Source organism: Pseudomonas sp. B10(2017) (assembly GCF_002113295.1).
Classification (GTDB): Bacteria; Pseudomonadota; Gammaproteobacteria; order Pseudomonadales; family Pseudomonadaceae; genus Aquipseudomonas; species Aquipseudomonas pudica.
The window spans coordinates 112,328-135,184 of sequence record NZ_NEJU01000011.1 but is presented as its reverse complement, the minus strand read 5'-3'; the positions used below and the strand labels follow the sequence as shown (position 1 = coordinate 135,184).

Genomic DNA, 22,857 nt, shown 5'->3' with positions numbered 1-22,857 from the left:
GGATCAGATACCCCAGAGAATCTGCACACCCCAGACGAAGTAAGCGAACATCGCAACGCCGCATACCGCCTGGAACAGGAAACGAATCGCAGTTGCCGACTTGCCGAACGACATTGGCGTCAGGTAGTCGGTCGCAATGGTCCACATGCCGACCCAGGCGTGAGCGCCCAGGGCAACGAGGGCCAGCAGACTGAAGATCCGCATCGCGTTGTTGGAGAACAGACCATGCCACTGGGTGTAGTCGATGCCTGGGTGGGCGACCACGTAGCCGATCAGGAAGAGGAAGTAAGCCGCGAGAACGACCGCAGAAACGCGCTGCGCCATCCAGTCATAGAGGCCCGAACGCGACAGGTTCGTGACATTGGTTACCATACCCAAACTCCCACCAGAACGATCAGCACCACGGAGATGACGATCACGATTTTCGAGCCCAGCTTGCCGCCTTCCAGCGTCTCACCGATGCCCATGTCCATGATCAGGTGACGTACACCTGCCACGAGGTGATAAAGCAGGGCGGATAGCAGGCCCCAGGTCACGAATTTGGCCAGCGGGCTGGTCAGACACGCCTTCACCTCACCAAAGCCTTCCTCGGAACCCAGCGACTTGCCCAGTGCATAAAGCATGATGGCAAGGCCGAGGAACAGGATGACGCCGGAGATACGATGCAGGATGGACGTGTACGCAGTGACGGGGAGCTTGATGGTCCTTAGGTCTAGGTTTACAGGTCGTTGGCTTTTCACGGCTTTTTTCACACTGAAGAGCCCCTAGCGAATCAGGGCAAAGTTGTTGGTAAGTGTACTGGTCAGGTACCCACCACCCAGGGAACGGCGACCCCCAGCAGTTCGGGCTTGCAAGCCCCTGGCGGTCGGGTTGCGAGTATAGACAGTTAGGCTGCTTATGACAACGTGACGGGGTAGCCCAAATAGCGCATTGCCTTTAACGCACAAAAGGCGTAAATGGGCGAGAATTTCGCGAAAAATCAGGCCTCAATGCCTGTTTCAACAAGCCTTTAGGCAAATTGACATCTGAATTTATCCCTCTATAGTGGTGCGGGCCCTGCGTGGGGGGTCTGTCTGATGATTTCAAGCATTAATAGGAGGCCACATGGCTGACAAAAAAGCGCAGTTGGTCATCGAGGGCGCTGCCCCCGTCGAGCTGCCCATTTTAACCGGCACCGTTGGTCCTGATGTAATCGACGTCCGCGGGTTGGGGGCCACTGGTCACTTCACCTTCGACCCTGGTTTCATGGCGACTGCCTCGTGCGAGTCGAAGATCACCTACATTGACGGCGACAAAGGTATCCTGCTGCACCGCGGCTACCCGATCGAGCAGCTCGCCGAACAGTCCGACTACCTCGAAACATGCTACCTGCTGCTCAACGGCGAACTGCCGAACGCCGAGCAGAAGGCCCAGTTCGTCAGCACCGTGAAGAACCACACCATGGTTCACGAGCAGCTGAAGTCCTTCTTCAACGGCTTCCGCCGCGATGCCCACCCGATGGCGGTGATGTGCGGCGTGGTCGGCGCCCTGTCGGCGTTCTATCACGACTCCCTGGACATCAATAACCCGCAACACCGCGAAATTTCCGCGGTGCGCCTGGTCGCCAAGATGCCGACCCTGGCCGCGATGGTTTACAAGTACTCCATGGGCCAGCCGATGATGTACCCGCGCAACGACCTGTCGTACGCGGAAAACTTCCTGCACATGATGTTCAACACCCCGTGCGAGATCAAACCGATCAGCCCGGTGCTGGCCAAGGCGATGGACCGGATCTTCATCCTCCACGCCGACCACGAGCAGAACGCCTCCACTTCCACCGTTCGCCTGGCCGGCTCGTCGGGTGCCAACCCGTTCGCCTGTATCGCCGCCGGTATCGCCGCACTGTGGGGCCCGGCCCACGGCGGTGCGAACGAAGCAGTACTGACCATGCTCGATGAAATCGGCGACGTTTCAAACATCGACAAGTTCATCGCCAAGGCCAAGGACAAGAACGACCCGTTCAAGCTCATGGGCTTCGGTCACCGCGTGTACAAGAACCGCGACCCGCGCGCCACCGTGATGAAGCAGACCTGCGACGAAGTCCTGCGCGAGCTGGGCATCAAGAACGACCCACAGCTGGAACTGGCCATGCGCCTGGAAGAGATCGCCCTGACCGATCCGTACTTCATCGAGCGCTCGCTGTACCCGAACGTCGACTTCTACTCGGGGATCATCCTCAAGGCGATCGGCATTCCAACCAGCATGTTCACCGTGATCTTCGCCCTGGCACGTACCGTGGGCTGGATCTCGCACTGGAAAGAAATGCTCTCCAGCCCGTACAAGATCGGCCGCCCGCGCCAGCTGTACACCGGCGAGCAGAAGCGCGACATCGTTGCGCTGCAGGACCGCAAGTAAGCTTCCATAGCCGAACGCAAAAAGGCTGCCCTCGGGCAGCCTTTTTTATTTCTGCTCGACGCAATGCGGTTTTGTGGGAGCGGCCTTGTGTCGCGAAAGGGGCGCGGAGCGGCCCCGGGGATCTTAGGCTTACCGCAATATTGCCGGGGCTGCTCCGCAGCCCTTTCGCGACGCAAGGCCGCTCCCACAAGAAGCAGCCCCCACCAGGGCCGCCACCTCACAAAGCCGACACAATGCCTCAGTTTTTCTCAGCCCGCTCCCGCAACCCTTTCAGGGTATTGAACGGTGCATCCACCACGAACTTGTTGGCCACCATCGCCGGCACGCTGCCACCCGGCTCGGTGTGCACCTGGTAGGTCACTTCGGTGCTGTCACCCTTGGGCACCAGCTTCCAGAAGCCTTCCACTTTCGCCACCCGCACAAAGCCTTTCTCTTCCGGGACATAGGTCGGCTCTTCGACCAGATTACGGGTCAAGCTGCCATCAGCGCCCTTGACCGTGGTGATATGCAGCACCGAATCACGCGGCGTCACTGGCCACGGCGTGTTGAACTGGGTGTAGGTCCAGCTCTGGTCACCCTCATGCTTGAGCAGCTTCTGCGACTTGCATTCGTGAATCCATGCACAAGCCCCGACCACGTCCTCCTGCAACGCCTGCACCTTGGCCAGCGGCGCCTTGATCACGGTGACGCCTTGATAGGCCTTGTACTTGGAACCGGCCACTTCACTGAGGGAAACCTTGATCCCCTCCTCGTCCTTGGCCACCTGCCAGTTTTCGGCCCAGGCCGCAGGCGACAGCAGAACACCCATGCCACACAGCAGAGCAATACGCTTGAACGATCTCATCATGTTTATCCTTATTGTCGAAGATCCAGCCTGTCACGCCGCCGTCATCTGCTCCCACCAACCAAGAATCCTGATGGCCTCGTCACGGTCATTGCCGCACACCTCGACATCCGCCTTGAAACCGCCACACACTGCCGGCCGCTCGGGTTTACCGAACAGGTCGCAGAGGTTGTCGACTGTCAGGTGCAAGCAACGCTCGCCAGCCGGCTTGCCATTGGGCATGCGCGGCATCGCAGAGGTGATGGACGGGGCGATGCAGCAGGCACCACAACCCTCACGGCAATTCATGGCTATTCACCAAAATCAGGACTCCCTGGAACAAAACGGGACGAACGTCCCTGGATAGTAACCGCTCAAACAGGCGTTTGAAATTGCTGGCATGATGAAATCTGCCGTGACCCGGCAGTCAGTTCACCTGCTACTGGCGGTACTCGAAATCGATGGCCGCCCCTTCCACGTCGCGACGGCTGTCGTTACGCAGCTGCAGCTGCATTTCGTTGCTGATCAACCGGCCATTGAGCTGGAACGGGCTGTCGCTGGCCTCCGGCTTTTCAGTGAACATGGGTGGCAGCAAAGGTTTGCGTCGCTGTATCGGCGAGGGGCTGCCCACATTCGGCTCAAGGTTATCGACCATATCGGCCGGCAGGCTGAGGTCGAGCCTTGCCTTGGGTAGCGGCCGGGCAACCTCCTTGCTCACCGGCTTGCGTGCGGGCTTGGCGCTGCTCTTAACGACTTTTTTTGCCGCCTGTTTGTGCGCAGGCCTGGCTGCAGCCTTCTGCACCGGCTTGGCTTTCTGCACCGGTTTGGCCGCCTGCGCCTGGCCTGCCGGTTGCACAGCCTGGGCGACACCGGCCAGGCTGCAGAGCGGTACAAGGCACAAGATCAAGGCAAAACGGCGCAAAGCATTCATGGCAAATGGACAGACTGGCAGGAAAAGTGCCTATGCTCCCTGTTCCACGGGCGCGTGGCAAGCCTACAGAAGCGCCGCTGGCTCCCGACACAATTGCTGGGCCAGCAACCCGAGAGTGATCACCGCGCGCTCCGCTTCCTTGTTCCAGGGTATACCGCAATTGAGGCGTATGCAGTGGTTGAACTGCTCGGTGTTACTGAAGATCAGCCCCGGCGCAATACTGATGCCCTGCTCCAGTGCGCGCACATGCAGCTCCTGGGTATTGACCCGCCCCGGCAGGCTCACCCACAGGATGAAACCGCCCGTCGGCCGGGTCATCTGGGTACCCTCGGGGAAGTGCTGCTGCACCGCCAGCTGGTAGGCACTGAGGTTCTTGCGGTACTCCTGGCGGATGTAACGCAGGTGCCGGTCGTAGCCGCCATTCTCCAGGTAGGCTGCCACACCCATCTGCGTCACGCTGCAGGCCGAGTGAGTGGTGAAGGTTTGCAGGCGCTGGATTTCGTCCTGATAGCGCCCGGCGATCATCCAGCCAACGCGCACGCCGGGGGACAGGGTTTTGGAAAAGCTCGAACAATAGATCACCCGGTCCAGCCGGTCGAATGCCTTTAGCGCCTTGGTCTTGCCCTGCTCGAACATCAGCTCGCCATAGATGTCATCCTCGACGATCTGGATATCGAAATCCGACGCCAGGCGCAGCAACTGCTTCTGCCGCTCTTCCGGGACAGTGCCACCCAGCGGGTTGCTGAGGCGAGCGGTCAGGACCAGGGCCTTGATCGACCACTGGTTGGCCGCCAATTGCAGCGCCTCGAGGCTGATGCCGGTGGACGGGTCGCTGGGAATCTCGATCACCTTCAGGCCCAGCAGGTCGGCCAGTTGCAGCAACCCATAATAGGTGGGCGATTCGGCGGCGATCAGGTCGCCGGGGCGAGTCAGCACGCGCAGCGACATCTGCAGCGCATCGACACAACCATGGGTCACGATCACTTCACGCGGGTCGACCAGAACACCGGCATCACGCATGCGGATGGCGATCTGCCGGCGCAGCGGCTCGAAACCGGGGCTGAACATGTAGCTGAAGGCACGCGGGCTGTGGAAGCGCGTGACCTTCGCAATCTGCTGGTGCAATGCACGGACCGGCAGGTAGTCGACATGCGGCACAGCAGCGCCGAACGGGAACACGCCATCACGGCGAGCCTCGGTCAGTACCTGCTGGATGATACTGGCGCGGGTGACCAGCCCGGGGCGCTCCACCCGGGCGATGTCCGGGGTCTGCGCGGTCAGGGCCGGGGTCTGGTGGACATAGTAGCCGGACTGCGGCCGCGCACGGATCAGCCCCTGGTCCTCGAGATTGGCATAGGCCTGCAGCACCGTGGCGTGACTGACATTGAGCTGGGCACTCATCTTGCGCACGGAGGGCACCCGCTCGCCTGGCTGGTAGACACCACGACGGATGTCATCGGCCAGTTGCTGGGCGATACGCTGGTACAACAGCAGGTTGGTCATGGCTGGCTCTCGACGCGCGGACGGGCTCGTTGTTCTTGTGTGGCTCACTGACGGTAGAGGATACCGTAACAGTTGCAAAGTGTACTGGGACAGATCGCAGGATAGTCAACAATACAGTTGCGTGACAGCCATAGAAACGATCAAGCCCGGGTAGCCCGACGAAAAGCGGGGCCGCTTTGCGGCCCATCGCAGGCAAGCCAGCTCCCACAGGTGATGCACAGGGCTTGAGGTCAATGCGTCAAGGTGGGGGCTGGCTTGCCGCGATGGGCTGCGAAGCAGCCCCTTTCACATGATTCAGCGTGCTGGCGCCAGCTTGCCCTTGTCATCGGAGAACACGATTTCGACGCGGCGGTTCTGCGCCCTGCCCCGCTCCGAGGCGTTGGCCTCGATCGGGTACTGGTCGCCATAACCCTCGACCTGCAGGCGCTTCTCGTCGATGCCCAGGTCTACCAGCATGTCGGCTACGGCCTGCGCGCGATCACGAGACAGCTTCAGGTTGTCCTCGGCCGGGCCTGTGCTGTCGGTATAGCCTTCGATCCGCACCACCCGGCGCGGGTTGAGCTGGAGGAACTGCACCAGCTTGAGCACGGTACGGCTCGCCGAGTTCTTCAGGTCGGCGCGACCGGTGTCGAACAGCACGTCACCCAAGGTCATCACCAGACCACGGTCGGCCTGCTCCGAGGCCAGCGCGGCGATCTGCGACTCGACCCACTTGCCCTGCTGCTGAACACTGGCCAGCTTGGCCTCGCGCAATGCCAGCTGCAGGCGCTGGCGCTCCAGGTCGAGCTTGGCCTGACGCTCCTGATTCAGCGCCAGCTTGGCATGCTCGCTGGCAATTTCGCTGTAACGCTGGCTCAGGTAGGCGTAATGGCGAACGTCGGCACCCGTGCCGATGTAGCTTGACAGGCGCTCGGCGCGGGCCAGCGACTCGCCTGCGCGAATCACGTCACGCGGTGCGCTGCGCAACACATTGGAATCATCCTTGACCTTCTGGAAGGCTGCGGTGGCTTCATCCAGCGCTGCGCTGCTGCGCTGGCTGGCGCAACCTTGCAGACCTGCCGCCAGCGCCAGCACTGCCAGCGCGGCCAACGGCATGCGACGGATCATGGCTGCACCTCCAGCTGCTTGCGCAGGCGCTTGACCCGCGACTGCAGCAGCTGCAATTGCTCTTCGCTCTTCTGGTTCAGCACCTGGGCCTCGGCCAGGCGCGCATCCAGCTCGGCCTGCTCGGCACGCATACGCGCATCGCGGTAGTCTTCGGTGAGCATGTTGGTCTTGGCCCGGGCCAGCTTGTCTTCAGCCAGCTTGAGCGCATCGACCTGCTCGGTGGCACCGACGGCCCTGGCCTGCTCCAGTGCCTGTTCGGAAATGCGCATCTGCTCGTTAGGGGCCGGATCGTTGGCGCAGCCAGCCAGGCCGAGCACGGCCAGGGCAAGGATTAGTGGTTGGGTTCTCACGCAATCTTCCTAGTGTTTGGGGGCGTCCGTCGGCACCTGCAGCTGCGCTTTCCAGCGCTCGACATTACGTTGCAGCACGGCCTCGGACGCACCGGAGATCGGCAATTCTGTCAGTTTTTTCGCCAATTGCCCACGCAACCAGCTGTCATTGCAGGCCGAATTGTGCGACACGGCCAGGTACAGGCCCGGCCGATCCACCGGCAGGCCTCGGGCGATCAGGTCATTGCTCATGCCCAGGCTCTGCGCCATGGCCATGCCCGAATAGCGGCCAGCGAGCACATAATCCACCTGGCCGAGCACCAGCTTCTGGAACGCCTGGGTCAGGTTCTGTGCCGGCACCAGTTTCAGCTGTGCCTTGGCGAAGGCGGTAAAGGCCGGGGTCAGCCGCGCGCGCTCGGACAAACTGCCCTGGTACTGGGCCAGGTCAGCCGGGCCCTCGAAGGCCAGTGTCGCGTCGTGGCGCGTCCACACCAGGTATTCATTGAGCTGCAGGGGTGGGTGGATGTAGTCCAGAGCGGTCAGTTGCTCCACCTGCATGGGGGTATCGAGCAGCAGGTCCATCCGCCCGCTACGTACTTCTTCCAGCGCCTGGTCACGACGGCCGGCGCTCAGCACCTCCACCTTCACACCCAGCTCGCCAGCCACCTGGCGAAGCAGGTCGACATTGGCGCCGATCAGGTGTTTCGGGTCGTTCGGATCCTGCCACGAATAGGGCGGCGCATCAGGGCTACCGGTCGCCACCAGGCGTTCGCACTTGCCTGCCGCCAAAGCCAGCGGCGAAACCAGCACCGCCATGCATGCCAGCACCCTGCCTGCTTTGCGCAGCACCATTACTCACTCCTTGTATTGCTTTGCCCGGCCCAATCGCCGGCAAGCCAGCTCCCACAGGTACAGCACCGCCCTTGAGAACTGCGCTGTACCTGTGGGAGCTGGCTTGCCGGCGATTGGGCGGAAACTGACCAAAAAAAAACCCGGCCCCTGTACGAGGGCCGGGTTCTTTATAAGTGAAGCAGGCGGATCAGACCAGCTTTTCCAGCTCCGGAACCGCTTCGAACAGGTCAGCGACCAGGCCGTAGTCGGCTACCTGGAAGATCGGCGCCTCTTCATCCTTGTTGATCGCCACGATCACCTTGGAGTCCTTCATGCCGGCCAGGTGCTGGATCGCGCCGGAGATACCGACGGCGATGTACAGCTGTGGCGCAACGATCTTGCCGGTCTGGCCGACCTGCATGTCGTTCGGCACGAAGCCGGCGTCGACCGCGGCGCGCGAGGCACCGACGGCAGCACCGAGCTTGTCGGCCAGGCTGTACAGGTGCTTGAAGTTGTCACCGTTGCCCATGCCACGGCCGCCGGAAACGACGATCTTGGCAGCGGTCAGCTCTGGGCGGTCGGACTTGGCCAGCTCTTCGCCAACGAAGGCCGAAATGCCAGCGTCGTGCGCAGCGCCGACGGCTTCGATGGCAGCCGAACCACCTTCGGCGGCCACGGCGTCGAAGCCGGTGGTACGCACGGTGATGACCTTGATGGCAGCGCTCGATTGCACGGTGGCAATGGCGTTACCGGCATAGATCGGGCGCTTGAAGGTGTCGGCGGACTCGACCGAGATGATCTCGGAAATCTGGTCCACGTCCAGCAGCGCGGCAACGCGCGGCAGGATGTTCTTGCCGTTGGTGGTGGCCGGGGCCAGCACGTGGCTGTAGCCCTTGGCCAGCTCGACGATCAGCGGCGCGACGTTTTCCGGCAGCACGTGGGCGTAGGCAGCGTTATCGGCAACCAGCACTTTGGCCACGCCAGCGATCTTGGCTGCGGACTCGGCAATGCCGCCCACGTTCTGGCCAGCGACCAGCACGTGCACATCACCACCGATCTTGGCGGCAGCAGCAACAGTATTCAGGGTGGCCGGGGCTACGGCACCGTTTTCGTATTCAGCGACAACCAGGATAGTCATTTAGATTACCTTCGCTTCGTTCTTCAGCTTCTCGACCAGTTCGGCCACCGATTTGACCTTGATGCCAGCGCTGCGAGCAGCCGGGGCTTCAACCTTCAGGGTCTTGTTGGTGGAGGCGAGGGAAACGCCAAGCGCGTCTGGAGTAACGGTCTCCAGCGGCTTCTTCTTGGCCTTCATGATGTTCGGCAGCGATGCGTAGCGTGGCTCGTTCAGGCGCAGGTCGGTGGTGACGATAGCCGGCAGGTTCAGTGCAACGGTCTGCAGGCCGCCGTCGATTTCACGGGTGACGTTCAGCTTGTCGCCAGCCACTTCCACCTTGGAGGCGAAGGTGCCCTGGGCGAAGCCGGTCAGCGCAGCCAGCATCTGGCCGGTCTGGTTGTTGTCGCTGTCGATGGCCTGCTTGCCGAGGATGACCAGCTGCGGCTGCTCTTTGTCGACAACGGCTTTCAGCGCCTTGGCCACGGCCAGGGAATTCAGTTCGTCAGCGGCTTCGACCAGGATGGCACGGTCGGCACCCAGGGCCAGGGCGGTACGCAGTTGCTCCTGGGCAGTGGCCGGGCCGACGGAAACGACGACGATCTCGGACGCGACGCCCTTTTCCTTCAGGCGTACGGCTTCTTCCACGGCGATTTCGCAGAAGGGGTTCATGGACATCTTGACGTTAGCAAGGTCGACGCCGGAGTTGTCCGCCTTGACGCGAACCTTGACGTTGTAGTCGACCACTCGTTTGACAGCTACAAGAACCTTCATGGATTCCTCGTTACTCTCCGGTGAATAGATAGTCGCCAGGGGCAGAGCCCTGCGATGCGCGTGGGTACAAGGGCACCTCTAAAAACGTACCGGGAGGCGGTAACTTCACAGTGACCGAACAGTCTTGTCCGGACTCTTGCGACAAATACTCACGGGTCATTTCCTGTCGTAGCGTGTAAACTCCACTACAAACCGGCCCAAGGCCGCAAAACCCTGCTCCACACCTGGTCTTTAGAGGTGTACCTGCGCCCGGCTGCAAGCCTACGGCGAACGTAAAACCGCTCGTATCTTGACCGTAACACCCAATCCGGTCAATACGGCAAATCGGTCACCCTCCAGCCGCGTTCCTGTGATTTTACTGGCCTGCGGCAAATTCAAACAAACGTTTGTATTGGACCCGCCAAGTGGTGTAGATATAATGCGCGGCCAAGACAAAACGGTGTAGTCCGTCATTTGCCCAGCTACAGTTCCGCCGTTGCGTAGAACCGCCGCGAATGCCCCGCGCACCCATAAGACAAAGCAACAGCACGAGCCTTGATGAGTAGGAGAGAACCAGTGGAACGCGAATACATGGAATTCGACGTGGTCATCGTCGGCGCCGGCCCGGCGGGCCTGTCCGCCGCCTGCCGCCTGAAGCAGAAGGCCGCCGAAACCGGTAGCGAAATCAGCGTCTGCGTGGTGGAAAAAGGCTCTGAAGTCGGCGCCCACATCCTCTCCGGGGCGGTGTTCGAACCCCGCGCCCTGAACGAGCTGTTCCCAGACTGGAAAGAGCTCGGTGCGCCGCTGAATACCGAAGTGAAGCGTGACGACATCTACGTACTCAAGGATGCCGCCAGTTCGACCAAGGTGCCTGACCTGTTCGTGCCCAAGACCATGCACAACCAGGGCAACTACATCATCTCGCTGGGCAACCTGTGCCGCTGGCTGGCCCAGCAGGCCGAGAACCTGGGCGTGGAAATCTACCCAGGCTTCGCCGCACAGGAAGCATTGTTCGACGAAAACGGCGTGGTCCGTGGCATCGTCACCGGCGACATGGGCGTCGACCGCGAAGGCAACCCGAAAGACGGCATGTACACCCCTGGCATGGAACTGCGTGCCAAGTACACCCTGTTCGCCGAAGGCTGCCGCGGCCATATCGGCAAACAGCTGATCAAGCGCTTCAACCTCGACAGCGAAGCCGACGTCCAGCATTACGGCATCGGCCTGAAGGAAATCTGGGAAATCGACCCGGCCAAGCACGAGCAGGGCCTGGTGGTGCATACCGCCGGCTGGCCGCTGGACGTGATGGCCAAGGACAACACCGGTGGTTCGTTCCTCTACCACCTGGAAAACAACCAGGTGGTGGTCGGCCTGATCGTCGACCTGTCCTACGCCAACCCGTACCTGTCGCCGTTCGACGAGTTCCAGCGTCTCAAGCACCACCCGGTAATGAGCCAGTACCTCGAAGGCGGCAAGCGCATCAGCTACGGTGCCCGTGCCATCTGCAAGGGCGGCTTCAACTCGCTGCCGAAGATGGTGTTCAACGGCGGCGCGCTGATCGGCTGCGACCTGGGCACCCTGAACTTCGCCAAGATCAAGGGCAGCCACACCGCGATGAAGTCCGGCATGCTAGCCGCCGAAGCGGTGGCTGACGCACTGAGCGCCGGCAGCGAAGGCGGTGACCAACTCAACGGCTACGTCAGCGCCTTCAAGGCCAGCTGGCTGTACGAAGAGCTGTTCGCCAGCCGCAACTTCGGCCCGGCCATGCACAAGTTCGGCCCGCTGCTGGGCGCGGCATTCAACTATGTGGACCAGAACTGGTTCGGTGGCAAGCTGCCGTTCACCCTGCATGACACCAAGCCGGACTACGCCTGCCTGAAGCTGGCGGCAGAGTCGCAGAAGATCGATTACCCGAAACCCGACGGCAAGCTCAGCTTCGACAAGCTCAGCTCGGTATTCCTCTCCAGCACCAACCACGAAGAGGAACAACCCTGCCACCTGAAGCTGACCGACCCGAACGTGCCGATCGCCAGCAACCTGCCGCTTTACGACGAGCCGGCACAGCGTTACTGCCCGGCAGGCGTGTACGAAGTGGTCACCCAGGAAGACGGCAGCAAGCGCTTCCAGATCAACGCGCAGAACTGCGTGCACTGCAAGACCTGCGACATCAAGGACCCGGCCCAGAACATCACCTGGGTCACCCCTGAAGGCGCTGGCGGGCCGAACTACCCGAACATGTAAGGCCCCTGCCCTGCGCTAACGAAAGCCCCCGGTTCTCACGAGCCGAGGGCTTTTTGTTTTACCTGTTCTGGCTGTACTGGCCGCTCCTACAAAGTCCGCGTGCCATCCCACTGTGGTGCCGGCTCAGGAAGTCTGTCTCAGCCCCCAAGACCATTACACGCTCATTTGTCACCACACATGATGGGCATCGGCTCCGGGGCAAACGCCAATGGCTCCCGACGCCCGAAATACAAGGCCGTCAGCAACCCCACTGTGCCCATGACCAGACAAAAGCCGACACACACCCACGGACTCCACGGCATCAGCGCAATCAGCGCCAGCGGTGTGGTGCTGGCCCAAAGCGCGTAGGCCACGTTATAGGTAAAGGAGATGCCCGACACGCGAATCTCGGCCGGGAACAACCCGACCATTACTGACGGCACCACGCCAACCACGCCGCAGGACAGCCCCGCCAGCGCATAGGCCAGCCAGGTCATGCCCCACTGCCCCACCAGGCTGGCATACAACGCGCCGATGCCCACCGGCAGCAGCAGGCTGTAGAGCATCAGCGCGCGCCAGGCGCCTACGCGGTCGACCAGCAGCCCGGCCAGCACGCAACCGATGTTGAGGAAGACGATACCCACGCTGCTGAGGGCAAAGGTGTGCCCGGCAGTCATGCCGAAGCGCTGCTGCATCACTGTCGGGGTAATCACCACCAGCACCACGACGGCGGAAGTCAGCACGCAGGTCAGCAGCGCCGCCGGGATCAACGCCCGACGGTGTTCACCTAGCACCCGCCGCAGCGGGAAGCTCACCGGCTGCTCCTGGCGCGCGCGCAGGGCAAGGAACACCGGTGTTTCGCTGAGCCAACGACGCAACCACACGCCGATCACGCCGAATACCCCGCCGAGCAGGAACGGGTAGCGCCAGGCGTAGTCGAGGATTTCCTGCGGGGTGAACAACTGCGCCAGCAAGGTCGCGGTCAGTGCCCCCAGCAGATAGCCAAAGGTCAGGCCAGCCTGCAGGAAGCCCAGGGCATAACCGCGCCGCCCGGCTGGCGCGTGCTCGGCGACGAAGGTCCAGGCGCTCGGCACCTCGCCACCCACCGCCGCGCCCTGCAGGATACGCAGTGCCAGCAGGATCAGCGGCGCGGCATAGCCGATGTCGGCGTAGGTCGGCATCACCCCGATCAACAGGCACGGCAGGGCCATCATCAGGATGCTCAGGCTGAAGACCTGTTTGCGTCCCAGGTGGTCGGCGAAGTGCGCCATCAGGATGCCGCCTAGCGGCCGCGCCAGGTAGCCGGTGACGAAGATTCCGAAGCTTTGCAGCAGGCGCAACCATTCGGGCATCTCGGGAGGGAAGAACAGCTGGCTGAGGGTAAGCGCAAAGAATACGAAGATGATGAAGTCGTAGATTTCCAGCGCGCCGCCCAACGCCGCCAGGCCCAGGGTCCGGTGGTCGCCGCGGCTGAACCGGGGCGGGCGAGCGGTATCGATGGCAGTCATGGCAGGGTCCGCAAATCGGCAAAGGGCAAGAGGATAGCAAATAGCGGCCCCCGTGCCCCGTACGTCGCCGCTTTAGCGGTTGAACATGGTGTTGACGAAATTGGCCCGTGGCCGCGGCCGAGCCGTGGCAACCGGCATGGTGCCCGGCAGCGGCAGCTTGCCGACCAGCAGTGGCGTATCGATGATCGCCATGAACGCCTCCAGTGCCTCGTTGTCGGGCACCTGGGGCAGGCTCAGGCTGACGGCCTGGCGCTCGGTCTGCGGCACCAGGGGCACTTGCAACTGGTTGGAGTGATAAAGGAGGGCGTGCTGGATCTGCGTGCTGACGCGACAGAAGCGCGCCAGGTCGACCCCGACATGGCTGGCCAGCTCGATATTGCCCAACAGCAAGTGGAAAGGCTGCAAGGCACTCAGGACCAGGCGCTGCAGCTCCTCGAAGCTGTCCACTGGCGCTATCCGGTAGTAGCCCAGGCCGTTGAGCAGCCGCTCCAGTTGCAGGCGCTGACACGGGTGTGCGTCGGCGATGAGGATGCGCAGGGTCTTGTTGGCCATGGTGGGACCTGGGCAGTTGGGTGATGGGTAGGCTCCATGACCATACTGCGCCAGTAACGGCTGCTGCCAAGGCTACGCCTGGCAGGGGTCTTCTTTGATAGAAGTCGGGAAAACCGTGGAAATCAAGTGATCGACTGACGGAATTTTCATCTGCATTCAACCCGGCGATCAGGATTCCCACTCGCGCATGCGCACCCGGCAGTGCTTCATGGCATTGACGATGTGCTTCTCCACCAGGCTGCGGGAAATACCCAGGTGCTCGGCAATCTGCTGGTGCGACAGGCCTTCGAGCTTGCGCAGCAGGAAGCAGTCGCGGCAGACCTTGCTCAGCTCTTCCAGAGCGCGCTGCATCAGCGCAAGGCGCTGGTCGAGCTGCATGTCGTGGGTCGGCGCCGGGGTGTGCCAGCGCTCGTCGTTGTCCAGTACCTCCAGCGGCTCGGCCTGACGTACCTGATGCCGCCGGTGGCGGTCGACCACCAGATTGAGCGCGGTGCGGTAAAGGAAGGCACGCGGGTGCTCGATGCGCTCGGCGTCGGTGCGTTCCAGCACCCGCAGGTAGGCATCGTGCGCCACATCTTCGGCGGCCTGACGATTGCCCAGGCGCGCGGAAAGGAAGCCCACCAGTTCGCGATAGTAATGTTCCACGACGTTACCTGAGATCGTCCTGCCAGCCTATGCCAGAAAGCCCTTTCAGGCAGCGACGCGGGACCGAGTGATGTCAGCGTGCGATCTTACAAATTATAATTATTCTCAGCAACAAGAGGGGAATGGCTGGAGGGCTTCAGCGCCTGGGAGACCGAGCGCCACACCCCTCCCGCCATACACCTGCCAGCCCCAATCCGATATCCGCTAAATCCCCCCCTGCCGCGTTCGTCTATCTGGCACCCCCTCGGCTGGATGTCTGCATGAGACCTTTAACCAACACCCGTCGCCGGCTGCTGCTCAGCGGCCTGTGCCTGCTCGGCCTGGGTTGCCTGCTGGCCTGGAAGGCCCTGCCCTACGGCGCACAGCCGCTCAGCACGGTTGCCGTGACCCGCGCCGACATCGAAAGCAGCGTCACTGCACTGGGCACCCTGCAACCAAGGCGCTACGTGGACGTCGGTGCCCAGGCGTCGGGGCAGATCCACACCCTGCATGTGGAGGTCGGCGACACGGTGCGCAAAGGCCAGCTGCTGGTCGAGATCGACCCTTCGACCCAGCAGGCCCGGCTGGATGCCGGCCGCTACTCGATCGACAACCTCAAGGCCCAGCTGGCCGAACAACGCGCGCAGTTCCAACTGGCCCGACAGCAGCTCGAACGCCAACGGGACCTGGCCGCCGCCGGCGCCACCCGCGACGAGGACGTGCAAACGGCCGCCGCACAGCTGAAGGTCACCCAGGCACGCATCGACATGTTCCAGGCGCAGATCCGCCAGGCCCAGGCCAGCCTGCGCAGCGACGAGGCCGAGCTGGGCTACACGCGCATCTATGCGCCGATGGACGGCACGGTAGTGGCGCTGGATGCCCGTGAAGGGCAAACCCTCAATGCCCAACAGCAAACCCCGTTGATCCTGCGCATCGCCAAGCTCTCGCCGATGACCGTGTGGGCCCAGGTGTCGGAGGCCGACATCGGCAAGGTCACCCCGGGCATGACCGCCTACTTCACCACCCTGGCCGGCGGCAAGCGCCGCTGGACCAGCACCGTGCGGCAAGTGCTGCCGATCCCGCCCAAGCCCCTGGAGCAGGCCAGCCAGGGCGGCGGCAGCCCGGCCAGCGTCAGCAATGGCAGTGCTGGCAGCCAGGTGGTGCAGTACAGCGTGCTGCTGGATGTCGACAACCCGGACGGCGCGCTGATGGCCGAGATGACCACGCAGGTGTTCTTTGTCGCAGGCAAAGCCAGCCAGGTGCTGACCGTACCCCTGGCTGCGCTGGACGACGGCGATGGCCTGCGCCTGGCGCATGTGCTGACCCGCGATGGCAAGGTGGAACAGCGCCAGGTGCGCACCGGCCTCAGCGACCGCCTGCGGGTGCAGGTGCTGGAAGGCCTCAACGAAGGCGAACGCCTGGTGATCGGCGCCTCTGGCGTCAGCGGAGGTTGAATGAGCACACCCCTGATCGAGCTGGTCGACATCCGTAAATCCTACGGCGGGGTCGAAACGCCCAAGGTCGATATCCTGCATGGCATCAGCCTGCGCATCCATCCCGGCGAGTTCGTCGCCATCGTCGGCGCCTCCGGCTCCGGCAAGTCGACCTTGATGAATATTCTCGGCTGCCTAGACCGCCCCACTTCCGGCAGCTACCGCTTCGCCGGCAAGGATGTGGCCGAACTGGGCAGCGACGAACTGGCCTGGCTGCGCCGCGAAGCGTTCGGCTTCGTGTTCCAGGGCTACCACCTGATCCCCTCGGGTTCGGCCCAGGAAAACGTCGAAATGCCGGCCATCTATGCCGGCATCGCCGCCAACGAACGCCACGCCCGTGCCAGCGCCCTGCTCGGCCGCCTGGGCCTGGCCAGCCGCACCGGCAACCGCCCTCACCAGTTGTCTGGCGGCCAGCAGCAACGGGTGTCGATTGCCCGGGCGTTGATGAATGGCGGCCATATCATTCTCGCCGACGAACCCACCGGCGCCCTCGACAGCCACAGCGGCACCGAAGTGATGGCGTTGCTCGACGAGCTGGCCAGCCAGGGCCACGTGATCATCCTGATCACCCATGACCGCAACGTCGCGGCGCGGGCGCAGCGCGTGATCGAAATTCGCGACGGCCTGATCATCAGCGACTCGGCCGCCGACAAGCCCACGGTCGACGACGGTCGTGGGCTGCAGGCCGACCAGTTGCGCCAGCGCCTGGACCGTGGCGCGACCTTGCACGGGGCGTGGAAAGGCGAATTGCTCGAAGCCCTGCAAGCGGCCTGGCGGGTGATGTGGGTCAACCGCTTCCGCACCGCCCTGACCCTGCTGGGCATCGTCATCGGCGTGGCCTCGGTGGTGGTGATGCTGGCAGTGGGCGAAGGTAGCAAGCGCCAGGTCATGGCGCAGATGGCAGCCTTCGGGTCGAACATCCTCTACCTCAACGGCAAGCCGGCGAGCCTGGGCGAGCAGGCCGGCACCATCACCCTCGACGATGTCGCCGCCATCGGCCAACTGCCGCAGGTCAAGCACGTGATGCCGGTGATCGGCGAAAAGATGATGGTGCGCCACGGCAACAACAGCCAGCGGTTCTATGTGGGTGGCAACAACACCGGCTTCCCCGAGATTTTCAACTGGCCGGCGGTGCAAGGCAGCTTCTACACCGATGCCGATGAAGCCAACGCTGCCGCGGTGGCGGTGATCGGCCAGAAAGTGCGGGAAAAGATGCTCGACCCTGGGCGAGACCCGCTGGGGCAGTACCTGTTGATTGGCAATGTGCCGTTTCAGGTGGTCGGTATCCTGGCCGGCAAGGGCGCCAGCTCTGGCGACCAGGACAGCGACGGGCGCATCGTGGTGCCCTACTCCGCCGCAGCCATCCGCCTGTTCGGCCAGCGCGACCCGGACTACATCGCCGTTGCCGCCCTCGACTCCACGCGGGTCGACGAGGCCGAAGCAGCCATCGACAAGCTGCTGCGCCAGCGTCACAACGGCCGCCAGGACTTCGAGCTGACCAATGACGCGGCGCTGATCCAGGCCGAAGCGCGCACGCAGAACAGCCTGTCGCTGATGCTGGGGGCGATCGCCGCGATCTCGCTGCTGGTGGGCGGCATCGGCGTGATGAACATCATGTTGATGACCGTACGCGAGCGCACCCGTGAAATCGGCATCCGCATGGCCACCGGTGCGCGCCAGCGCGACATCCTGCGGCAATTTCTCAGCGAGGCGGTAATGCTGTCGATGGTCGGCGGCCTGGCCGGCATCGTCCTGGCCCTGGCCATCGGTGGCGGCCTGATGCTGGCCGAAGTGGCGGTGGCCTTTGCCCTGCCCGCGATGCTCGGCGCCTTCGCCTGCGCCGTCGCCACCGGCATCGTGTTCGGCTTCATGCCAGCGCGCAAGGCCGCCCGCCTAGACCCGGTCAAAGCCCTTACCAGCGAATAACCCATGACTCTGCCTAGCCGCATCAGCCTGTTGACCTTATGCGTATGCCTCGCCGCCTGCAGCACGCCGCCAACCCCCACCAGCGGCATCGCCACGCCATCCGCCTGGCAAGGCGAGGCCGCATCACCCTCGGCCCAGCTGCCAACGACACAGTGGTGGCAAGCCTTCGCCAGCCGCGAACTCGACCGCCTGGTACAGCACGCCCTGCACAATGCCCACGACCTGGCTGCCGCCACGGCGCGGGTACGCCAGGCCCAGGCCCGCGCAGTCATCGCCGGCGCGCCGCTGCTGCCGGAGCTGAAGCTGGGCCTGGACGGCAGCCGCCAACGCCTGCTGCACGGTGACGGCTATGACCAGCTGGATGTCAGCCGCAGCGAACCTACCAGCACCTCGTTCGACATGCAGCTCAGCGCCAGCTATGAAATCGACTTCTGGGGCGGCCTGCGTGCGACCCGTGACAGCGCCCTGCGCAGCCTGGATGCCAGCCGCTTCGACCGTCAGACCGTGGAGCTGACCCTGGTCAGCGCGGTAGCCGACAGTTACCTGCAGGGCCTGGCCCTGCGGGAACAGTTGCGCATTGCCCGCCTCAACCTGCGCAATGCCCAGAACGTGCTGGGCCTGGTCGAGGCACGCCAGCGCAGCGGCTCCGCCACGCGCCTGGAACTGGCCCAGCAACGCAGCCTGGTGGCCGCACAGCAACGCCAGCTACCGTTACTGGAACAGAAGTGGCAAGACAGCCGCGTTACCTTGGCGACCCTGCTCGGCGACCCGGTGCAGTCGCTACCCACCAGCCAGGACGCGATCGACACCCTGCAATGGCCCGCCATTGGCAGCGGCGTGCCCAGCGAGCTGCTCACCCGCCGTCCAGACATTGCCGCAGCAGAAGCGCGGCTTGCCGCCGCCAGCGCCAATGTGCAGGTCGCCCGCGCCGCCATGCTGCCCAAGCTCACCCTCGGGGCCAATCTGGGAGCTGGCGCCAATACCTTTGCCCATTTGTTCGACAGCTCTTACTACACACTCACCAGCGGCCTGGTTGCGCCAATCTTCAACAACGGCCGGCTGCGTGCCGCGCGTGAACTGGCCGAGGCGCAACAGATGGAGTTGCTGGAGACCTACCGCAGCAGCATCCTGGCCGGTTTTGCCGATGTCGAGAAAGCGCTCAATGCGATCCAGGGCGTTGACCGCCAGCGGCAGTGGCAGGATGAAGAGGTGGAGCAGGCGCGCCTGGCGTTCAACCTGGCGCAGCAGCGTTATGGCGCGGGAGCAGAGACGCTGTTGAGCGTGCTGGAGACCCAGCGCACCTTGTATGTGGCGCAGGACCAGCAGGCGCAACTGCGCCTGGCCCGGTTGCAGGGTAGCGTGGCGTTGTACAAGGCATTGGGGGGTGGGTGGCAGCTCGGGCAGTAAACCGTGTTGTCTTCTGGGGCTGCTGCGCAGCCCATCGCGACGCAAGGCCGCTCCCACAGGTAGAGCTTCTACAGTTCGCTCCGTTTTCAAGCCATGCGCCGTCATGTGGGAGCGGCCTTGTGTCGCGAAAGGGGCGCAGAGCGCCCCCAGTCAAAGCGAGCGCTGCGCCACTTTCAGGTTGCGCGCATACCACGGCCGCTGCGGTACCTTGGGCCGCAGCTTGTCGAGCAGGTCGTCATCGCTGTAGATGATGCGCAACGCCAGCTTCATGGTCTCCGGGTCCATCTCTACACTGCGCCCGGGCCGCAAACCCGGCACCGTCGAGCAGCCATGGGTATCCGGCCCCAGCCACGGGTCGGCCACCTCCACCCAGCGCCCTGGCGCAAACCATGGCACGCCATTGACTTCCAGGCGCCGCACCTCGCCCGGATGCAGCCGCTCATGCGCGTGGAACCAGTCCTCGATGCGGTCGTCGATCCAACCATGAAAGTGCCAGAACACCGGGTTCACATGGGATGAAAACGGGTCGCCGAGAAAATCGTTCTGCTCGGCGAACCAGCGTTCGGCAAAATCATCCGGCGTGCGCGCCGTCGGCACCGGCATGCCGTTGGAGGGGTCGCGCGGCACCGATGCCCAGCGCATGTGCAGCCAGTCGTGCAGGCCCAGCTCCACTTCCGAACCGAACTGGCCCAGGGTCAAGGTGCTCAGGTACTCCGGGTCGGTGTAGCGTGACTCCCAGACCTGGAAGTTGCCATGGAAGGTATCCGGCGTCTTGATGTCGCGCACCCACTGGGTGTATTCCGCATCACCGCTGGCCAGCCAGGTGGGCGGCAGGGCATTGCCGTCATGGTTGTCGAAGTAGCGGGCGAATCCGGCCCGGTCGCGCTCCAGCTCCGGCTGCGGCAGCGGGAAGCGCGTCCATGACGGCAGGTCCTGCAAGGCACGGGCGGTACCAAGCATGTGCCGGTGCATGAAGAAAAAGTCCTCGCCCGAGCCGTTGCGGTCCTTGTGCCGGCCCCGCGCATCACGCTCGCGATCACGCGGCCCGGGCTGCCAGCCCAGACCACGCAGGGCGTCCTGCTTGTCCTTGCCCAGCTTGTGCCATTTGTCCCGCGACGAGTGCCACAGCTGGTGGAACAGACGATGCTCCGGGGCGGTCAGCCAGGCCAGCAGTTGCGGTTTCAGCGGGGTACGCTCGCGCGCCTCGGGGAAGGTACGCTTCAGGGCCAGGAACTGGTTGTCCTCCACGGGCAATGTCAGCGCGCGGTCCAGGCGTGCAATGCGCCCGTTGAGAGTCGCCGGCCCGGCGTTGCCGAACCGGCCCCAGACCTCGTCGAGCACGATATGGCATTCATAGCGGGCCTGGGCTGAAAACAGGCGCCAGCGCAGGGTACCCGGCTTGTCCGCCAACAGGTCGCCTATCACGCGGTAGCGTGGCTCCTCCTGCCCACGCAGGCGCTCGGGGGTATCCAGATAGCCGCGCAGGGCGCGCCCGTTGGTTGCCACATCCAGGAACAGCTCCAGTTCACCTGTGGGCAGGCCATCCAGCCCCGCATCCTTGCCCTGCAGGGTCCAGCGCCAGATGCCGCGCAGGGTATCGCCCAACTGCTGCAGGCGAGTATCGGCCAACTCGACGACGGCCTCGCCAGGGGTTTCCGGGAATTCCTCGGCGGCACGCTGGCGCTGCACATACAGCGCCCCCAGCGCACCGGGCACCACCACACCCGTCAATGCCACACTGGCGATGAAACCGCGTCGGGAAATCGTCATTGCATACCTGTGCATTCATTGCGGCCATGGAGCACGGCCCGTCCAAGGCTAGAACGTTGCACGGCAGGCGAAATTTAGCGGCGCTCCGGCTGCATCCGGGGCCGCCATGCGGCCCCGGCAGGCGCTAAATTTCCCGGGCGCGAGCTCGTTCACTGCAAGTAGCGGCGGCCTCTGTGCCCATCCCTCGACGGAACCTACTGAGACAAAGATGACGACTCCACGCTGGAAGAAAGCCCTGTTTATCAGCCTGGCCGCGGCGGTTGCCGCTGGCGCCGGGTTTGCCGCCTGGCACTACTTCGCCACACCCGCCGGCTATTCCAGGGAGGTGACCCGCCAGGCCAACGACCTGCAGGAACGCATTCTCTCGTTCGACAGCCATGTCACCCTGCCGCTGACCTTCGGCACCGAAGGCAGCGAGGCCGACAAGGATGGCGGTGGCCGCTTCGACCTGGCCAAGGCCGCACGCGGGCGGTTATCTGGCGCGGCCCTGACCATCTTCGCCTGGCCAGAGTCCTGGACCGGTGACGGTGGGCCGCACCGCCCTACCCCAGGCTTCGTCGAAGCGGCCCGCCACACCCAGGAGGTACGCTACAACGCCATCACCGCCATGGTCCGCGACTTCCCGCAGCAGGTGGGCATTGCCTATACCCCGCAAGACATGCGGCGCCTGCACGGCGAAGGCAAGTTCGCGGTGTTCCTCAGCATGCTCAACGCCTATGCGCTGGGCGATGACATCGACCAGCTCGACCGCTGGGCCGCGCGCGGGGTACGCATGTTCGGCTTCAGCTACGTGGGCAACAACAGCTGGGCCGACTCTTCGCGCCCGCTGCCGTTCTTCAATGACACCGCCGATGCCCTGGACGGCCTGTCGCCGCTCGGCAAGCGCGCCGTGCAGCGGCTGAACGACCTGGGCGTGATCATCGATGTGTCGCAAATGTCCAGCAAGGCGCTGGCCCAGGCCGTTGCCCTCAGCCGCGCGCCGGTGGTGGCCTCGCACTCGGCGCCGCGGGCGATGGTCGACATCAGGCGCAACCTCTCCGACAAGGAGCTGCAGCTGATCAAGGACAGCGGCGGCGTGGTCCAGCTGGTGGCCTTCTCCACCTACCTCAAGCCCTTGAGCAGCAAGACCCAGGACAAACTCAACGCCCTGCGCGCCCGCTACGACCTGCCGCCACTGGCAAACCTCGACTACGCACTGATGCCAGGTGACCCGGTGATCGCCGGCTGGCCCGAGCAGAAGGTCGGCCAGTACGCCAACGCGCTGTACGGCATTCTCGAGGAAGAGCCGCCAGCCACGCTCAAGGACTATGGCGACGCCATCGACTACACCGTGCGCAAGGTCGGCATCGACCATGTCGGCCTGAGCTCGGACTTCAACGAAGGCGGCGGCATCGACGGTTGGCAGAACGCCAGTGAAGCACGCAACGTCACCGCCGAACTGATCAGCCGCGGCTACTCCGAAGCGGATATCGCCAAGCTCTGGGGCGGCAACTTCCTGCGGGTGTGGGAGCAGGTGCAGCGCGCCGCGCAACCTGTCGCCACCTCATCCCCCTGACCGTTGCGAGCCATTTG

At 63.7% G+C, this 22,857-nt stretch carries 21 protein-coding genes; 6 read left to right on the top strand and 15 right to left on the bottom strand.

Going from position 1 to position 22,857, the window contains the following annotated elements:
* Positions 1-3: 3 nt before the first annotated feature.
* Both sdhD and sdhC read right to left on the bottom strand, forming a co-directional pair.
* Entirely contained in the window at positions 4-372 is a 369-nt protein-coding gene (gene sdhD, locus CAF92_RS15355) for a succinate dehydrogenase, hydrophobic membrane anchor protein (RefSeq protein ID WP_003254214.1), read from the bottom strand.
* Complete coding sequence (sdhC, locus tag CAF92_RS15350) at positions 366-752, bottom strand: succinate dehydrogenase, cytochrome b556 subunit (RefSeq protein WP_012315350.1); 387 nt, start codon at positions 750-752, stop codon at positions 366-368. The genes sdhD and sdhC overlap by 7 nt, the downstream gene beginning before the upstream one ends.
* Positions 753-1,104: 352 nt before the next feature.
* Here sdhC and gltA point away from each other — a divergent pair, with 352 nt between their 5' ends.
* A complete protein-coding gene (gene gltA / locus CAF92_RS15345) occupies positions 1,105-2,394 on the top strand; it encodes a citrate synthase (RefSeq protein ID WP_016711651.1) in 1,290 nt (429 codons plus the stop codon).
* Positions 2,395-2,632: 238 nt separating this feature from the next.
* Here gltA and CAF92_RS15340 read toward each other — a convergent pair whose 3' ends face one another.
* From CAF92_RS15340 to CAF92_RS15300, 9 genes are all read right to left on the bottom strand, one after another.
* Complete coding sequence (locus CAF92_RS15340) at positions 2,633-3,238, bottom strand: START domain-containing protein (RefSeq protein WP_085601274.1); 606 nt, start codon at positions 3,236-3,238, stop codon at positions 2,633-2,635.
* Positions 3,239-3,271: 33 nt separating this feature from the next.
* Positions 3,272-3,526 carry a YkgJ family cysteine cluster protein gene (locus CAF92_RS15335; protein WP_046615097.1) on the bottom strand — a complete coding sequence of 85 codons (255 nt, stop codon included), beginning with the start codon at positions 3,524-3,526 and terminating at the stop codon, positions 3,272-3,274.
* A gap of 130 nt (positions 3,527-3,656) precedes the next feature.
* Entirely contained in the window at positions 3,657-4,148 is a 492-nt protein-coding gene (locus CAF92_RS15330; protein ID WP_085601273.1) for a hypothetical protein, read from the bottom strand.
* A gap of 63 nt (positions 4,149-4,211) precedes the next feature.
* The gene (locus CAF92_RS15325; RefSeq protein ID WP_046615095.1) at positions 4,212-5,651 is read right to left on the bottom strand and encodes a PLP-dependent aminotransferase family protein; all 1,440 of its coding nucleotides are present in this window, start codon (positions 5,649-5,651) and stop codon (positions 4,212-4,214) included.
* A gap of 294 nt (positions 5,652-5,945) precedes the next feature.
* Positions 5,946-6,758 (bottom strand): OmpA family protein, encoded by an 813-nt coding sequence (locus CAF92_RS15320; RefSeq protein ID WP_046615094.1) that lies wholly within the window; start codon positions 6,756-6,758, stop codon positions 5,946-5,948.
* Positions 6,755-7,108, bottom strand: a complete 354-nt coding sequence (locus CAF92_RS15315; RefSeq protein WP_046615093.1) for a DUF4398 domain-containing protein — start codon at positions 7,106-7,108, stop codon at positions 6,755-6,757. The genes CAF92_RS15320 and CAF92_RS15315 overlap by 4 nt, the downstream gene beginning before the upstream one ends.
* A gap of 9 nt (positions 7,109-7,117) precedes the next feature.
* Entirely contained in the window at positions 7,118-7,939 is an 822-nt protein-coding gene (locus tag CAF92_RS15310; RefSeq protein WP_046615092.1) for an ABC transporter substrate-binding protein, read from the bottom strand.
* 187 nt (positions 7,940-8,126) lie between these two features.
* Positions 8,127-9,056 carry an electron transfer flavoprotein subunit alpha/FixB family protein gene (locus CAF92_RS15305; RefSeq protein ID WP_046615091.1) on the bottom strand — a complete coding sequence of 310 codons (930 nt, stop codon included), beginning with the start codon at positions 9,054-9,056 and terminating at the stop codon, positions 8,127-8,129.
* Entirely contained in the window at positions 9,057-9,806 is a 750-nt protein-coding gene (locus tag CAF92_RS15300) for an electron transfer flavoprotein subunit beta/FixA family protein (RefSeq protein ID WP_015271101.1), read from the bottom strand.
* 537 nt (positions 9,807-10,343) lie between these two features.
* Between CAF92_RS15300 and CAF92_RS15295 the strand changes: the two genes are divergently transcribed.
* The gene (locus tag CAF92_RS15295; protein ID WP_080958465.1) at positions 10,344-12,026 is read left to right on the top strand and encodes an electron transfer flavoprotein-ubiquinone oxidoreductase; all 1,683 of its coding nucleotides are present in this window, start codon (positions 10,344-10,346) and stop codon (positions 12,024-12,026) included.
* A 161-nt stretch (positions 12,027-12,187) separates the two neighbouring features.
* Here the strand turns inward: CAF92_RS15295 and CAF92_RS15290 are convergent, their stop codons facing one another.
* The 3 genes from CAF92_RS15290 to CAF92_RS15280 all read right to left on the bottom strand — a co-directional run bounded on the left by CAF92_RS15290 (position 12,188) and on the right by CAF92_RS15280 (position 14,710).
* Positions 12,188-13,513 (bottom strand): MFS transporter, encoded by a 1,326-nt coding sequence (locus tag CAF92_RS15290; RefSeq protein WP_085601272.1) that lies wholly within the window; start codon positions 13,511-13,513, stop codon positions 12,188-12,190.
* 72 nt (positions 13,514-13,585) lie between these two features.
* Positions 13,586-14,065: a response regulator gene (locus CAF92_RS15285; RefSeq protein WP_046615087.1), complete on the bottom strand. Its 480-nt coding sequence runs from the start codon at positions 14,063-14,065 to the stop codon at positions 13,586-13,588.
* Between the two features lie 168 nt (positions 14,066-14,233).
* A complete protein-coding gene (locus CAF92_RS15280; protein ID WP_046615086.1) occupies positions 14,234-14,710 on the bottom strand; it encodes a sigma-70 family RNA polymerase sigma factor in 477 nt (158 codons plus the stop codon).
* A gap of 260 nt (positions 14,711-14,970) precedes the next feature.
* On the opposite strand from CAF92_RS15280, the gene CAF92_RS15275 reads away from it, so the two are divergent.
* From CAF92_RS15275 to CAF92_RS15265, 3 genes are read left to right on the top strand one after another with little or no spacing between them, the layout of a single operon-like run.
* A complete protein-coding gene (locus CAF92_RS15275; RefSeq protein WP_085601271.1) occupies positions 14,971-16,143 on the top strand; it encodes an efflux RND transporter periplasmic adaptor subunit in 1,173 nt (390 codons plus the stop codon).
* Positions 16,144-18,108, top strand: coding sequence for a MacB family efflux pump subunit (locus CAF92_RS15270; protein ID WP_085601270.1), 1,965 nt, complete (start codon positions 16,144-16,146; stop codon positions 18,106-18,108). It begins immediately after the preceding gene.
* 3 nt (positions 18,109-18,111) lie between these two features.
* The gene (locus tag CAF92_RS15265) at positions 18,112-19,515 is read left to right on the top strand and encodes an efflux transporter outer membrane subunit (RefSeq protein ID WP_085601269.1); all 1,404 of its coding nucleotides are present in this window, start codon (positions 18,112-18,114) and stop codon (positions 19,513-19,515) included.
* 150 nt (positions 19,516-19,665) lie between these two features.
* Here the strand turns inward: CAF92_RS15265 and CAF92_RS15260 are convergent, their stop codons facing one another.
* A complete protein-coding gene (locus tag CAF92_RS15260; protein ID WP_085601268.1) occupies positions 19,666-21,285 on the bottom strand; it encodes a PvdJ/PvdD/PvdP-like protein in 1,620 nt (539 codons plus the stop codon).
* Between the two features lie 208 nt (positions 21,286-21,493).
* Here CAF92_RS15260 and pvdM point away from each other — a divergent pair, with 208 nt between their 5' ends.
* The gene (pvdM, locus tag CAF92_RS15255; RefSeq protein ID WP_046615081.1) at positions 21,494-22,840 is read left to right on the top strand and encodes a pyoverdine-tailoring dipeptidase-like protein PvdM; all 1,347 of its coding nucleotides are present in this window, start codon (positions 21,494-21,496) and stop codon (positions 22,838-22,840) included.
* Positions 22,841-22,857 lie beyond the last annotated feature (17 nt).